The organism is Paenibacillus sp. JT22N12 (assembly GCF_056269365.1).
In genome coordinates this window covers 88,521-102,826 of sequence record NZ_JBWDNU010000016.1, presented here as the reverse complement: position 1 = coordinate 102,826, position 14,306 = coordinate 88,521, and the positions used below count along the sequence as shown (strand labels likewise).

Annotated in this window: 13 protein-coding genes; 8 read left to right on the top strand and 5 right to left on the bottom strand. The window is 51.7% G+C overall.

Going from position 1 to position 14,306, the window contains the following annotated elements:
* Window positions 1-110: 110 nt before the first annotated feature.
* The 6 genes from AC0YOA_RS33635 to AC0YOA_RS33610 all read left to right on the top strand — a co-directional run bounded on the left by AC0YOA_RS33635 (window position 111) and on the right by AC0YOA_RS33610 (window position 6,226).
* Entirely contained in the window at window positions 111-1,892 is a 1,782-nt protein-coding gene (locus tag AC0YOA_RS33635; protein ID WP_475790299.1) for a sensor histidine kinase, read from the top strand.
* The gene (locus tag AC0YOA_RS33630) at window positions 1,867-2,658 is read left to right on the top strand and encodes a response regulator transcription factor (RefSeq protein WP_475790298.1); all 792 of its coding nucleotides are present in this window, start codon (window positions 1,867-1,869) and stop codon (window positions 2,656-2,658) included. Before AC0YOA_RS33635 ends, AC0YOA_RS33630 begins: the two co-directional genes overlap by 26 nt.
* A 110-nt stretch (window positions 2,659-2,768) precedes the next feature.
* Window positions 2,769-4,112: an extracellular solute-binding protein gene (locus AC0YOA_RS33625; RefSeq protein ID WP_475790297.1), complete on the top strand. Its 1,344-nt coding sequence runs from the start codon at window positions 2,769-2,771 to the stop codon at window positions 4,110-4,112.
* 103 nt (window positions 4,113-4,215) lie between these two features.
* Complete coding sequence (locus tag AC0YOA_RS33620; protein ID WP_210046842.1) at window positions 4,216-5,097, top strand: carbohydrate ABC transporter permease; 882 nt, start codon at window positions 4,216-4,218, stop codon at window positions 5,095-5,097.
* A 13-nt stretch (window positions 5,098-5,110) separates the two neighbouring features.
* Window positions 5,111-5,995: a carbohydrate ABC transporter permease gene (locus AC0YOA_RS33615; protein ID WP_475790296.1), complete on the top strand. Its 885-nt coding sequence runs from the start codon at window positions 5,111-5,113 to the stop codon at window positions 5,993-5,995.
* 75 nt (window positions 5,996-6,070) lie between these two features.
* On the top strand, window positions 6,071-6,226 hold the full coding sequence (locus AC0YOA_RS33610; protein ID WP_475790295.1) for a hypothetical protein: 156 nt from the start codon (window positions 6,071-6,073) through the stop codon (window positions 6,224-6,226).
* Between the two features lie 60 nt (window positions 6,227-6,286).
* Here AC0YOA_RS33610 and AC0YOA_RS33605 read toward each other — a convergent pair whose 3' ends face one another.
* The 5 genes from AC0YOA_RS33605 to AC0YOA_RS33585 form a co-directional block, all read right to left on the bottom strand.
* Complete coding sequence (locus AC0YOA_RS33605) at window positions 6,287-6,811, bottom strand: phage tail protein (RefSeq protein WP_475790294.1); 525 nt, start codon at window positions 6,809-6,811, stop codon at window positions 6,287-6,289.
* Between the two features lie 23 nt (window positions 6,812-6,834).
* Entirely contained in the window at window positions 6,835-7,338 is a 504-nt protein-coding gene (locus tag AC0YOA_RS33600) for a phage tail protein (RefSeq protein WP_475790293.1), read from the bottom strand.
* A gap of 15 nt (window positions 7,339-7,353) precedes the next feature.
* On the bottom strand, window positions 7,354-7,872 hold the full coding sequence (locus tag AC0YOA_RS33595; protein WP_475790292.1) for a phage tail protein: 519 nt from the start codon (window positions 7,870-7,872) through the stop codon (window positions 7,354-7,356).
* A gap of 87 nt (window positions 7,873-7,959) precedes the next feature.
* Window positions 7,960-8,445: a GNAT family N-acetyltransferase gene (locus AC0YOA_RS33590; protein ID WP_475790291.1), complete on the bottom strand. Its 486-nt coding sequence runs from the start codon at window positions 8,443-8,445 to the stop codon at window positions 7,960-7,962.
* Between the two features lie 11 nt (window positions 8,446-8,456).
* Window positions 8,457-12,686 (bottom strand): S-layer homology domain-containing protein, encoded by a 4,230-nt coding sequence (locus AC0YOA_RS33585; protein WP_475790290.1) that lies wholly within the window; start codon window positions 12,684-12,686, stop codon window positions 8,457-8,459.
* A gap of 449 nt (window positions 12,687-13,135) precedes the next feature.
* Here AC0YOA_RS33585 and AC0YOA_RS33580 point away from each other — a divergent pair, with 449 nt between their 5' ends.
* Both AC0YOA_RS33580 and AC0YOA_RS33575 read left to right on the top strand, forming a co-directional pair.
* Entirely contained in the window at window positions 13,136-13,726 is a 591-nt protein-coding gene (locus AC0YOA_RS33580; RefSeq protein WP_210046840.1) for a TetR/AcrR family transcriptional regulator, read from the top strand.
* A 107-nt stretch (window positions 13,727-13,833) separates the two neighbouring features.
* Window positions 13,834-14,262 carry a DUF6157 family protein gene (locus tag AC0YOA_RS33575; RefSeq protein ID WP_475790289.1) on the top strand — a complete coding sequence of 143 codons (429 nt, stop codon included), beginning with the start codon at window positions 13,834-13,836 and terminating at the stop codon, window positions 14,260-14,262.
* Window positions 14,263-14,306: the final 44 nt, after the last annotated feature.

The window sequence follows — 14,306 nt, the reverse complement described above, 5'->3', positions numbered from 1 at the left end:
ATGCGGTCCCGCTTATCTAACCTGACGGTTAGACAGACGGGGCTTTCTTTTTTCTCATGTAATTATGTATAGTAGTGTCTACAACGACATGACGGAAGGGAGTACAGGATTTGATCAACCTCGGACGCTTAAACACGCTGCGCAATCAAATCTTCCTCGGTTTCATGCTCGTTATGGTGATTGTGCTGACATCAGTGGGGGTTTTTATGTATGATCAGGTCTCGGTCCTGCTGCGCAACAGTGCGGAAAAGCATATTCAGCAGACCGCCGTTCAGGCGACGGGCAAGCTGGATGTGCTGCTGCAGCAGATTGACACGCTCACAGGGCAGGTGGCGACGAATGCATCGGTCCAGCGGCTGCTGACGCAGGAGACCGAAGGGAACCCGATCAGCTTCGAAGAGCGGCAATCGCTCCAGCAGGAAGTGCGCAAGTATGAGGCGTATGCCACCGGCATACGTTCGCTTGAGCTGTATACGACCAATTACCAGCGGCTGCTGCCGCTCGATGACGTCAGTTTGAACAGCCGTGTGCCGGATGAATGGATCCTCCGCGTGGACGATGGAAGAGGCCGCCTTATCTGGTTCGGACTTGATCCGCGGGATCCGGATGTTGTTATCGCGATCCGCAGCATCCGGCTGATCGACCGCTCGTTCTCGCATGCCGGATATATCATGGTTTATATTGAGAAAAGCAATTTTCAGCTTACGGATCGTGCCTCGGCTGCCGGGAGCGGGACGCGCGAATCGATGGGGCTGTTCGATGAGGCGGGGCAGCAAATCTTTTCCGATTTCACCACAGAGGCGGATGCGGCTGTGATGCTGAATCATGGGGGAGAGACGATTACAGTGGGCGGCGAGGATTATATTGCCGTTCAGAAGCTGTCGGAGGCAACAGGGTGGAAGCTGGTCATCCTGACTCCGGTCGATTATGCGACAGAAGGCATCTCCGTACTCCGCACGGCTGTTATCGTATCCGGCGCTGTCGGCGGCTTGCTGTTTCTTGTTTTTACCTTTATTCTATCGACCATGATTACGCGCCCGATCCTGAATCTGATCAAGGTGATGCGCGGCGCCCGGTTCGGGACACTCAGGCCAAGTACGATAACGTCCACGACGATGGAAATCAACGAGCTTAACAATACGTATAACCAGATGGTCGCTTTTCTCAACGAATTGATTGAAGTCGTTTATCAGAAGGAAATCATCCAGAGCCGTACCGAGCTCAAGGCGCTGCAGGCGCAGATTAATCCGCATTTTCTGTTCAACACCCTGGAAGCCTTCTATTGGGCCCTTGATGAAAAAGGAGAAGAGGAGCTCGCGCAAATTGTCGTCGACATGTCGGGGTTATTCCGGTATGTGATCAACCGGACGGACGATGACGAATGGGTGACGATCGGGGATGAGCTGGATCATGCCGAGCGGTATTTGAAAATCATGAAAATGCGCATGCTCGACAGGCTGTCGTGGCGGATTGATTCGGATGCCGCCAGCCGAAGCGTGCCGCTGCCGAAGCTGCTGATTCAGCCGCTCGTCGAGAATGCAATTTTACACGGAGTGGAGCAGCGGGTAGGTCCGGGCAGCGTAATCCTGCGCGTCGAGCCCTCCACTCGTCCTGGATATACGCTCGTAACGGTAACCGACGATGGCCCGGGCATGGATGCCGATAAACTCCGTTCCTTGTATGCTTCCATGCAGGCTGGCCGCAGCAGCTCCTCCAAGGGCAAAGGAATAGGCATTGCCAACGTAGAGCGGAGACTCAAGCTCATTTATGAATCGGAGTCAGGCGGACTGGATATCCGGAGCGGGGAAGGTCAAGGCACTGCCGTCTCCTTCGAAATACCGAATGAATACAGGGAGGATATTAGACGTGAAGACGATATTGATCGTGGATGATGAGCCAAGAACGAGAGAAGGCGTTTGTAAAACATTGAAAGCGTGGTCATTGGGCCGACATCATATCGAGACCGCATCAAGCGGTGTTGAAGCGCTGGCATGGCTGCAGGAGAACGATGCGAACCTTCTCGTAACGGATATACGGATGCCGGAGCTCGGGGGACTTGATCTGGTAGAGAGGATCAGCGGCATGGCTCATCCGCCGGTCGTCATCTTAATCTCCGGCCATCCGGAATTCGATTATGCGCATAAGGCGCTGCAGTATGGCGTCGTGGAGTATTTGCTGAAACCGCTGGATAAAATAAAGCTGGTTCAGGCGGTGGAGCTGGCCCTTGCGCGCGAGGAAAATATGAATCGGATCCAGCGGATGGAGAAGCTGGTCGATTCGAAGCTGATGGGAACGGCGCAGCAGGACAAGGTCTACAGCGTACAGGTGCGCGAGGCAATCCGTTACCTGGACGAGCATCTCCCGGAGTCGGTATCGATGAGCGAAATGGCGGATCATCTGCATATGAACGCCAGCTACTTCAGCGTCCTGTTCAAGGAACAGACGGGGCTGACGTACAGCGAATATTTGACCAGACGCAGGGTGCAGCTGGCCAAAGAGCTGCTCGCGAACACGCGGCTCTCCATTGCCGAGATCGCCGAACGGGTCGGCTACCAGACGGCCAAATATTTCGTGAAGGTCTTCCGTGCCCTCGAAGCTGTGAGCCCCGGTCAGTTCCGCCAGGGCATCATGGATTCCAAGGAGGATCGAATCCAATAATAGTGGTATTAGTCCCAATCCCTGTGACCTTATGGCGCTGCCGCAGCCTTGCTATACTTTTATTAAGCGGTTTCAAGCCGCCTGACATCATTAGAAATGGGGTTGTAAACGTGTTCAACAAAAAATGGACGGTACTGCTGCTGACATTAAGTCTTGCTCTGTTTGCCGCAGGCTGCGGTCAAAGCGGGAATGGCGGAAACGGCGGAAATGAAAGCGCCGGTGAATCCCAAGGCGGCGCAAACGAAGGCGCCGAGAAGATTACAATCAACTTCATGCATCTGTGGCCGGAAGGCGTATCCGCCGGACAGAATAAAATCGTCAATCAGATCATTACGGAATATCAGACCGAGCATCCGAATGTAACGATCAAGCAGGAAGTGCTGGAGAACGAGCAGTACAAGAACAAGCTGAAGGTGCTGTCCGCATCCAATGAACTGCCGGATGTAGGCGTAACCTGGGCAGCGGGATTCCTGCAGCCTTACGTGGATGGACAGCTGTTCGCACCGGTAGACGATCTGCTGAGCGGCGAGCTGAACGGGAAATTCGTAGCGGGCACAACAGAAGCCTATGCGATTGGCGGTAAAACGTATGCGCTTCCACTGGAGTTCAACATCGCGCCGATCTATTATAACAAAGCTATCTTCGAAAAATATAAGCTTGAGATTCCGCAAACCTATGATCAATTCAAGGCTGTTGTGAAAACGTTGTCCGACAACGGCGTCGCTCCGATTGCACTCGGCAACAAGGACCGCTGGACCGGATCGCTCTGGTATATGTATCTGGCTGACCGCATCGCAGGCCAAGAGGCCTTGACCCAAGCGTTCAGCGGCGCCGGATCATTCAAAGACGAAGGGCTCGTGAAGGCCGCTGCCGAGGTTCAGTCGCTTGTTGACAGCAACGCCTTCATCAAGGGCTTTAACGGCTTGTCGAACGAGGAGGCTAAGTCTGAGTTTCTCAACGAAAAAGCCGCCATGTACATGATGGGGACATGGGAGCTTCCGAACTTCACGACAAACGAAGATATTCCGCAGGAGTTCCGCGACAGCGTAGGCTTCTTCAAATTCCCGACAGTCGATGGCGGAAAAGGGAACATCGACAGCTGGGTAGGCGGTCCGGGCGTAGGATTATTCGTCGCCGAGAACTCCAAGGTCAAAGAAGAAGCGAAGGCATTCGTGGAATACTTCGTTACCAAATGGGGCGATCAATCCGTAACCGGAGCGGGCGTTATTCCGGCAACGAAGGTCGATACGGCCTCGCTGCAGCTGCCGCAGCTGTACATCGATCTGTTCAATGAAATGAATCAGGCAAGCAGCATCACGTTGTTCGCAGACGTTCAACTGCAGGCGAACGCTGCGGAGACGCATCTTAATATGATCCAGGCGCTCTTCGGCAAGGAGACAACGCCGGAGAAATTCTCGGAGGAGCATGACACGGCCGTCTCCCAAGGCAAATAACGGTTTTTGACAATTGTGCAAATGGAGCCGGACTTGAAACCCGTCAGAACCGCGGTCTCAAGCCCGGCTCCAAATGACTGTTAAAGAAAGGAGCCTGGCCAACTTGGATAAAGTGCTTTCCAACAAAAAAATAATCGCATTGTATGTGCTGCCTTCCCTGCTTTTGATTCTGGCTATTATCTACATTCCGATTGTTCTGACGGGCTATTACGGGTTAAACGAATGGAATGGAATAGGCGCCATGAAATTCATCGGGCTGGACAATTACGCAGCCTTGATCAAGGACCAAACGTTCTGGAACAGTGCCTGGCACTCGTTTCTGCTAGCCTTATTTTCCGGCATCAGCCTTATTTTCTATCTGATTGTTGCTATGGTACTGGCCGCCCGCATCAGGGGTGCGAATCTGTTCCGCAAAATCTACCTGATTCCTATGCTGCTGTCGTCCGTTGCGATTGCGCAGCTGTGGCTTCGAATTTTCCACCCGACGAACGGGATTGTGAACAGCTTACTGGAATCCATCGGCATTGCGAACCCTCCCGCCTGGCTTGCAGAACCTTCACTTGTTTTGTTTGCCTTGTTTATTCCGATTTTATGGCAATATGCGGGTTTCTATATTCTGATTTATTACGCTGCGCTCAAGAATACCCCGGCTTCTCTGGAGGAAGCGGCGAAGATCGACGGAGCCAACGCGCTGCAAATCGCATGGAAAATCAAGCTGCCGCTAATTATGGAAGTGTTCAAAGTGACTATCGTGCTGGCGGTTGTCGGTTCATTAAAATATTTTGACCTGATTTTCGTTATGACGGATGGGGGTCCCAATGGCGCGAGCGAGGTCATGGCATCTTATATGTATCATGAGGCTTTCCGGGCTTATGATTTTGGCTATGGCAGCGCGATTGGCTTCTTCCTGCTTGTTATCTGCCTCGTCGTCACTTGGGTCATTCGTAAACTAACGGTTACGAAAGATACGATCCAATACTCATAAGGAGGGAACATTCATGATTTCCGGAACCGCAGGGAAGCTGCAGGGATTAACGAAGAGCCCGGGAGCAGGAATGGTTGGCAAGCTTGGCTACGCCTTGCTGTATTCGGTGTTAACCGTCGTGGCCGTGCTGCAGTTGTTCCCGCTTGTGTGGCTGCTGTTCTTCTCGCTCAAAAATAATCAGGAAGTCTTCAACCTTCCGCCATTGTCGCTGCCCGTGCATCTCCGCTGGGAAAATTATGAGAAAGTATGGAGCGCCGGAAATATCGATGTTTATTTCTTCAACAGCGTATGGATAACGATTGCAGCTACGCTGCTTACCGTTGTCCTGGGCAGTCTGGTCACCTTCGCCATTACGAGGATGAAGTGGAAAGGAAGCTCCCTCGTGCTCGGCCTGTTCATGGTGGCCATGATGATTCCCGTCCACTCTACGCTTATTCCGCTGTTCAGTCTTTTCAACAACATCGGCTTGACGGATCAACCGTTATCGCTCATTTTGACTTATGTCGCATTCAACATGCCGATCACCATAATGATCTTGTTAGGCTTCTATTACGCATTGCCGCGTGAAGTGGAGGAAGCGGCGGTCATTGACGGCTGCTCGGTAAACCGGATGTTCATCCAGATCGTATTCCCGATGACGAGCTCTGTTCTCGCAACGACCGCGATCATCAATATGATCTACAACTGGAACGAATTTATTTTCGTCAATACGTTCATCAGCTCGGATGCCTACAAGACGCTGACCGTCGGCGTTCAGAACTTCATCGGGCAATATTCCACCGATTGGGGGGCCATCGGGGCGACGCTCATGATCAGCATTCTGCCGATTCTGGTCACCTTTCTGTTCCTCAGCGACCGGATTGTGGAGGGCATCGCCGCAGGCTCGGTCAAAGGCTGAGGCGCAGCACAGCAATGCACAGTACACTTGCTAAGCGTTCATAGCCGACTCGACCATACGGGAATGGCCGCGGGCTTGCTGCAGTTAAAGCTCATGCGGGCTGCCTGCCAGAACAATGATGGCAGCATGATGAAGGAGAAGGACGCCGGAGCTATGACCGACCAGAAGGACAATATGTCCAGCGGGAACATGGCAAAGAACGATGGCATGTCATCGAATAATGGAAAGTAAACGGATCTGAAAAATGAAGGCCGGGTCCCTCCTAACTGGAGGAATCCGGCCTTTTAACGTTTAGGGTCTGGGAGGAAAGACGCCTTCAAGCGAAATAATGAAGCTTAAGCCCAAATATGGCTGCATATTGTTATGAGGCTGGCTACCTCCGCTTATCCCGAGGGCAGTCTGGTTCATCTGCGTATTGGGGGTCGTCCCGTAGACGGCGGAGACCCCGCGTCCCTGTACAATTCCTGCCCATACTGCATGTGCAGGAGAAGTCGCAACGCCAGCAGCAACCGCGGCAGGGGTATGAGAGTGTGAGGGGATCTGGGCAGCTAATAACGCTGCGGTTTGGCTTCCGCCTGTTTCTCCCAGATAGCGTTCTGTAAGTCCAGGACCGGTACCCTGCTGCATAGGCGCCATACCCGACAAATTGGGAAGAGCGAAGTTTGATTTGCCGTCGCCGCCATAAGTCGTACCTAATATAGAGAATAAAGCCGTGTTTGAAGCGATCGGCATTAATTGCCCATTGCAAAGCGCCCAGCCCCTTGGCGCAAAGTTGCCTGCGAAGATACGAATTTCACCAAAATACGGATCAGACATCTGTTTAGCCTCCTTACGATTTTTTAATTGCGTGACGGGAATATGCCTTGGGTGCAAATACAATAATTCATGGTTAAGTAGGGCTGCATATTCGTGTGAGCCTGACTGTTTCCGGCTGTGGTGAGCGCGTTCACACTCATTTGGGAATCGGCTGATGCCGCAAAAGAGTTGGTGCCATTTCCGGCAGGGGCCCACGTATCTCCAGTTGGCGAGTAGGAGGAAGAGCCCTGCTCACTAGCCATGGCTGTATGATGATGAGCGGGCATTTCATTAATGGTTAACGTATGGCTTTCTTCCCCGCCCATTTGCCCCAGGCTAATCCCATTACTGGTATGTACAGGAGCTCTCCCTCTCAGATCAGGCAGCTTAAAGTTGGTCATACCGTCGCCGCCATAGGTGGTGCCCAGAATTGAGAACAAGGCCTGGTTCTGATTGATGGCCAGCGTCTGGCCCATGCATGGCTGCCAGTAGCGGGGAGTAAAGCCGAACCCGAACAACCTGATATCGCCGATAAATGATTCTGACATCTGATTTTCCTCCTTTTATGCTTGCTGCGGGTAAATACCGGTTGTCGACATAATAAAATTGATCGCCAGAAACGGCATGACATTATCATGCGGCTGACTTCCGCCTGCAGCCAGTACGGATTGCGCATTCATCAGCTTAGTCGGCGTTTCGGACGAATAAATGTTTTGATTGGTCTGGGCGGCCCAAACCGCTCCTGAAGGCGATAGCTGGGTACCTGGCTGTGATGAGGCATTAGGAACATGGGTATGAGCGGGGAGCTCATTTGGCGTAAGTGTAACCGTCTCCGTTCCTGCTTGCTCACCTACGATAAAAGTCGTTCCCGTTTGAGGATTTGTACCTTGGCCAACCGGAATACGACCCGTTAGATTAGGCACTGCAAAATTGGTTACTCCGTTTCCTCCATAAGTCGTTCCGAGCAGGTTGAATAATACATCATTCTCTGAAATGGACAGCAAACGGCCATCACATAATACCCAACCTTGCGGAGCAAAATTGCCGGCGAACATTCGTACTTCTCCAACATACGGATTCATGTCATCTTCTCCTTCTCAAATTCTGCATCTATTAAGAAATCGGCAGGCAATATGCTTATACCGAGAACTTCGTAATCAGAACAACGTTTATGGACATGCTGGCTGCTTCGTATTGTTCGTCCACACCATCCGGCAGTGAAGCTGTTCTTCCATCACGACAGTGAAGCCCAGTCTGGTGTATAAGCGTTTGGCCGGATTATCGTGCTTGACCGTTAAGCGCAAGGACAAGCCCGCTGCACGGGCTTCTTGCTGAAGCTGCTTTATGATTTTGGTGCCGAGTCCGGCATTCCGGAATGACGGAGCAATAATGATATCCACCAAAACAAGCTCATGCCCATCTGCTGCCGTCTGTAGCTTTCCTGCACACCGTCCATGAGACTGGATGAGGCGGATCCGATTATCAGGATACTGCATGCGGTAGGATTGCTGCTGGAACTGATACTGCATAGCAAGAAAGGCCTGCTGCTGCTCCGCATTCCAGTCCCAAGCAGCGACTTCCGCTGCACGGGTGGAAGCATACAGCTCATAGAATAACGGTTCGTCATCCTGAGTATCCTTCAACTCAATTCGCATAGCTTCCCCCTCTAGATGAATTGGCCTGTTTGAAGCAACTTGACGATCACAGCAGCAAGCTGTGCCCGGGTCATCGGCTCAGCGGGATTGAGCCGGTTATCGCTGCCGTTCACGATACCCAGCTTGATTGTAAGTCCCGCTGCGGACCTGGACCAGTTCTTCAGCTTGTAGCTATCCTTGAATGACGACAGCGCCGCATTCTGGTCTGCCTCGGAAAAGTCGGGATTCAAGTCCATCACATGGAGCGCGCGGGCCAGAATGACCATGGCTTCCTCCCGCGAAATATTTCCTCCAGGTCGGAAGGAACCGTCGGCATAGCCGCTTATAAGATCATATTCGGAAGCCAGTTTCAATGAAGATGCGAACCAATCATCCTTGCTCACGTCCGAGAAGGTATTGTCTCCCGTTTCCGTTTCATTGTACAAGCCGAGCGCTCCGGTAATGATGGCGGCGAACTCTGCGCGGGTTACGCCGCGGTTGGGCTCAAAAGCATCCTCGCCCGTGCCCTGGACGATTAAGCGCGATGCCAGGTCGTCGATATACGGTTTTGCCCAGCCGCCCACATCGCTGAATGTTTTCTCGAAATCGATAAGCGCGAATACCCCGTTCGCAAAGCTGTGGACCTTTATGGCAAACTGGCCGTTCTTGCTGCTGATTTTGGTTGGGACATGAACCAGCCTCCCGTCAGGCAGTAAAAGCACGGCGGTCTTGGGTGTTTTACCCTTGAGCTCTTCCTCGCCATAAGTAATGGTAATGTACCCTTTGACCGAAGATAGATTAACCCTTGAATCGCCAGTCTGGTAGTACAGCTGATAGCTCATTGGAGTAACTAATAATTCATAGCCCTTTACCTTGGCCAGGTCCGCCAAATGGCCGGTGGTGGTTTGATCAGCCGGTTTAATTTCAATTTTCAGCTGCGTGTCAGCATCCCCCCAGCCGCCCAGAATGTCACGAATAGCGGAGGAGGAAAGTCCGTAGCCCGTTCCATTCACGATGAGATTGAGCGATTTGGTCCCATGATCCAGTTGGTTCAGCAGGTCCTTATCCAGTCCCAGCTCAACATGGCCACCATAAGCGCCAACATCGATCGTAAGCTCTCCATCTTTAACTTGATCAATGAGCTCCTTTACTTGGCTGCCCATGAGGGAAATGGCGAGGATTTCGTGGCCATCCTTCGTGATCACTTCTGTCTTCACATCCGTATCATCAAGTCCTTCGATCTTGACAGGAGGCTTCGCCGGCGGCGGGCTTTCATCTTGACCGCTGCTTCCTTGATCATCGTCATCTTGATCGTCGTCGTCTCCGCCTCCGCTGACAGGCGGCGGATTATTCACAATCGTGACCGTTGCCAGGCTTGAATCCGCTTGCCCGTCACTGGCTCTGTATGTGAAAGTCACATTTTCGTAGTACCCGTACTCCGGTACGTAGCTGAACGAGCCGGCAGCGGGATCCAAGGTCAGCACACCTTTGGCAGGCTGGTCGACGACCTGATAAGTTAATGCATCTTGTTCAACATCCCCGGCAGTAAGCCGGTCTTCAATCCTCTGGCTCGAGGACGTCTTGAATTGCAGGCTGTCTGCAGCCGGCGCATCATTCACGGAAGCTATCGTTATCCTGGCAGTGCCTGGAGTTGAAGACATGACCGATGCTGCGGCTGCCGTCCATTCAAAAGAGGTCTCGCCAAACCAGTTTGCCGCAGGTACAAACTGCAGGTCAGAAATGTCCGTTATGGCGATTCTGTCGCTCGCCAGGACATCGGTCCCTTTAACCTGCAGCTTACCGTTTGCGGGAACCGAAACGACAGTGATTTCGTCCAGCGCTTGACCGTCTGCATTGGTGATGGAGAGGTCGGCAGCGCTGAAGATATATGAAACATCTTCCGCCCCGTCAACACTGCTTTCATTCACGACAGGGATGGAGCGATAGGTGATATTGTCCGAGAAGGCAGCCGCATTTCCGGCTTTGTCCCGCAGCTGCACGTATACGCTTTTGTCGCCGAAGCCGCCCGCAAGCGTCCAATCAGCCGTTCCAGCCGCTTCGACCCAATCGTCATCGTCCCATGTTGTGCCATCGTTCGACAAGCGCATCTCGAGCGGACTGGCATCTGTGCTTGCTACAGCAAGCTGCACCTGGGCATCAGTAGTCCTTGCATCATCGTTGTTTATCACAAGGCTGCCTGCCGGCGCCGTTTTGTCGATCGTGAACGACACCGAAATACTGTTGCCATAAGCGTCGGTAACGACGAGTGTATAGGTTCCTTCCGCAGTAACGCCCGTTCCGCTTGTGAAGGCTGACCCATTCAATTTCGCCGACACTCCTGTATGATTATCCTCGAAAGCCGGAGCGACAGCGGTTTTGTAAAATCCCCCATTCGTTATTCCACTTACTGTGGGCTTCGTCTTATCCAGACTAAAATGCACGGTAGCCTCATTGCCGGCTTCATCTGTCACAATGAGCGTATGATCGCCCTCGTTGGTGACTGCGGAGCCGCTCTCAAATGCAATACCGTCCAATTCTCCATTTCCTTCATTAAAAGTCACCGTCACATTGTCTTTCAATTTGTCGTCTTCACTTACGCCAGTGACAACCGGAAGGACCGTATCCACCGTAATCCCGTCACTGTACTGAACCGTATTCCCGGCTGCGTCCTGCAGCTGCATATACACGGATTTCTCTCCGTCTCCGGCTGTTAATGTCCAGCTGTAGCTTGCCGCCGCACTGACCCAGCTGGCCGAGCTCAAGTCACTCTCAACATTGGCGAACCGCATTTGAACGGCGGAGGTATCAGAGTAATCGACCGTCAAAGCGACATTCGTCTTATTCGTCGAATTCCTGCCCGCTTCGATGGAAACAGATCCCGCCGGGTCGGTCTTATCTATCGTGAACACCGCCGTCTGCGAATTGCCGTAACCGTCATTAACAATTAAAGTATGGGGTCCTTCTGCTGAAATGCTGCTTCCGCTTGTATACGGATTACCATCCAGAGTGGCCGTTGGAACGGCATCCGGATTGGAGTCACTGAAGGTCGGGGATTGATCCGTATTATAAAATGAACCGGTTACAACCCCTGTTATCGTTGGGGCTGTTTTATCGATGCTGAAGCTCACGGTCGTTGTGTTAGCTGCCAGATCTGTTGCAACAAGTGTGTAATTGCCCTCAGCGCTGATCTGATTCCCGCTGGTGAAGGCAGAGCCATTCAAGGCGGAGGATTGCAGATTGGGCTCTGTGATGGAGATTGTCACGGTCTGATTCGTTTTCAACAGATTAGTGACACCGCTTACAATTGGAGCTGCTGCGTCCAACGTAATCGTGCTGCTTTTGTTCGTGACATTGCCTGCCGCGTCGGTTAATCGCATGTAGACTGTTTTGGAACCGTCGCCTGCAGACAGCGCCCAGGCCTTCGTTGTGCTGAAGGCTTCTTTGGTGCTCCAGCTCAAATTATCATTCGAGAATTGCATCTCGATACTGTCATTGTTGGGGTCCGACGCCGTTAAGTTTAATGCCACAGCGGTGCTGTTGGTGAATGTAGCTCCGTTATTGATGACGATAGTGCCAGTCGGCGGTTCATTCGGCATATACACATATTCGAGATAAGGACGGCCGATACTCCCGCTTTCCTGATCATCCAGCATAATGATGTTTTGTTTAACCCCGCCGGGATCAGTAACATTGTTGATATCAGCTTCCGTCGCTCCGGTTAGAGCAAAGGACGCTATATTATCCGGGACTCCAAGCTGAGCTTCGATAAAATCTGTTACATCAAACGCCAGCTTGATGTTATCGGAAGCATAAGTCGCAAAAACAAATGATTTTGTTCCCAGAAAATCAGTGGCCGGATTATAGGCGGGTATATCGTTAAAAGTCGTTCCCTCCTCCGTCCAATTATCCAATAAGGTGCCATAAAGCTTCACGTAAGGTTCTATTGTGGATTGCGCGCGTGAAACATAGCCAGGAAGGATAGGGATGATCAGCTTGACTGATTCCAGAGCTCTGCCAGCTTGTATAGCCGCTAGCGGGAATTGCAGATATGTGGAATGAGTGCCGTAAGCGGCATCGTAGCCGATGTAATTTTTGTTCGCTTCTCCATCGAGAACGAGGCTCGTGTCGTCGAATTTATCCTTCGCAGGATAAATGGGGGCTTCGGCACCCGCCGCATATACCGCAGCCGGGGGAATAGCCTGCTGGAACAGCATAACAACGAGAGTAGCGATTAATAAGATGGCTAACTGCTTCTTCATCATTTCCCTCCTTGTTTGCTTGAAAATGCCGGGATTTCATTTCACCAAAAAAATAAGCGGTTCTCCAGAAAGACGGAGAGCCGCTGTATCGATGATGACTATTTCCTCATGGTGGTGTATACAATGCCCACTGAGTATGAAAATGGATTTCTTAGATTACATTAACATGAATTGAATAAATTTACACTAAGGATTTTATGGGTTTTTCCGCTGTCATATTTACTAGAAATTTAGGGGGGATACTGGATTGGACTTCCTTGTGTGCCCTCCAGGAGCTTGGGTTCAAAAATGTCTGACGGTGGAACGAATCATTGACAGCCCATCAGAAACAGCTTAAATTAACATTGACTGACTAAATCAATCTGTTATCTTTTGCTATTTTTCCACTGTGTAACTTGAGACTCGGAACTGCTATGATGAGATCAGAATATGTCCAAGAGGGAATGAGAACATTGGCGCCATTAAACGAAGAACAATTGATACACATCCGCGATGAACGCACAGAACAAATTATGGCCGCGGCACTTCAAGTATTCGCCCGCAGGGGGATCATCGGCACCAAAATGAGCATGATCGCTGCGGAAGCGGGCATTAGCCACGGTCTCCTCTACCATTACTTCAAGTCAAAGGACGAGCTCTTTACGACGCTCGTTCAGCGTGCGGTGACGGAATCGATATCCGCATTGAAGAATGTTTACCAGCTGCCGGGATCACCGATCGACAAGCTGAGAAGTTTGACCGAATCTATGATAGAGGCGGAAGGCGCTCCTTTTTTTATGCTGGTTCATCAGGCGCGTACGTCGGATGGCGTTCCGGAGGAATCCCGGCAGCTGCTTAAGGAATATCCGATGAACGCCTATGTGGATATCCTGCTTCCTCTATTGAAGGAAGGCCAGGAGGCCGGAGAGATTGCGCCGGGCCGGCCGGAGGATCTGATTGCAGATTATTTGTCTGTGCTTTCCGGCCTTATGGTGCTGGATGCGAAGCAGACGGAGGATTACCGGATGCCGGAGGTAGACAGACTGCTGCGGATATTAACGTAAATGAAGTCGAGAGCAGCAAGGGATAAATTCAATGACTTCACTGGCCGTTATTGTCAGCATAGCCGGGGTATAATGTTGATATAAGCGTATCGAATGGAGGGACCAGGATGGAATGGAATTACTATAATACGTTCATTACGGTAGCCCGTGATTGTCCTGCCGAGAAGGGCATGACACCGCCTGACAAGAAAAGCGGAAAAACAAAGCCCGGCATTGAGTTCGAGCTGGTCGCGGATCATCCCTATGCATACACGCAAGAGGAACTATTATTTGAAGTGCACATCAGGCACAAGGAAATTCCGGAAGAGGAGCTGGAGGCGCGGGGGACGCAGATGAAAGATGAATTTTATCAGAAGCCGATGCCCTGCCTGCGGGCATCCATGCTACCGAAGAAATACGGGTGGGGCATCCATTTCAACGCCGAGGGGAAAATGGCGCTCATCCCGGTGGACTCCCCGGAATATCACCGTTTTGTGAACGGGGAATACGAGGATGTAAGGATCGTGCCGGCGATGAGCAACAGCAAGGCAAAATAACACCGCTTACGCATCAAACAGGCCGGGAAACGCCGTCATGGGTT

Excerpts from the sequence above, each read along its gene's own strand:
- AC0YOA_RS33605 (WP_475790294.1), bottom strand. The coding sequence starts at position 6,811 with ATGTCTGATCCGTATTTTGGTGAAATTCGTATCTTCGCAGGCAACTTT.
- AC0YOA_RS33595 (WP_475790292.1), bottom strand. The coding sequence starts at position 7,872 with ATGAATCCGTATGTTGGAGAAGTACGAATGTTCGCCGGCAATTTTGCT.
- AC0YOA_RS33600 (WP_475790293.1), bottom strand. The coding sequence starts at position 7,338 with ATGTCAGAATCATTTATCGGCGATATCAGGTTGTTCGGGTTCGGCTTT.
- AC0YOA_RS33615 (WP_475790296.1), top strand. The coding sequence starts at position 5,111 with ATGATTTCCGGAACCGCAGGGAAGCTGCAGGGATTAACGAAGAGCCCG.
- AC0YOA_RS33575 (WP_475790289.1), top strand. The coding sequence starts at position 13,834 with ATGGAATGGAATTACTATAATACGTTCATTACGGTAGCCCGTGATTGT.
- AC0YOA_RS33590 (WP_475790291.1), bottom strand. The coding sequence starts at position 8,445 with ATGCGAATTGAGTTGAAGGATACTCAGGATGACGAACCGTTATTCTAT.
- AC0YOA_RS33585 (WP_475790290.1), bottom strand. The coding sequence starts at position 12,686 with ATGATGAAGAAGCAGTTAGCCATCTTATTAATCGCTACTCTCGTTGTT.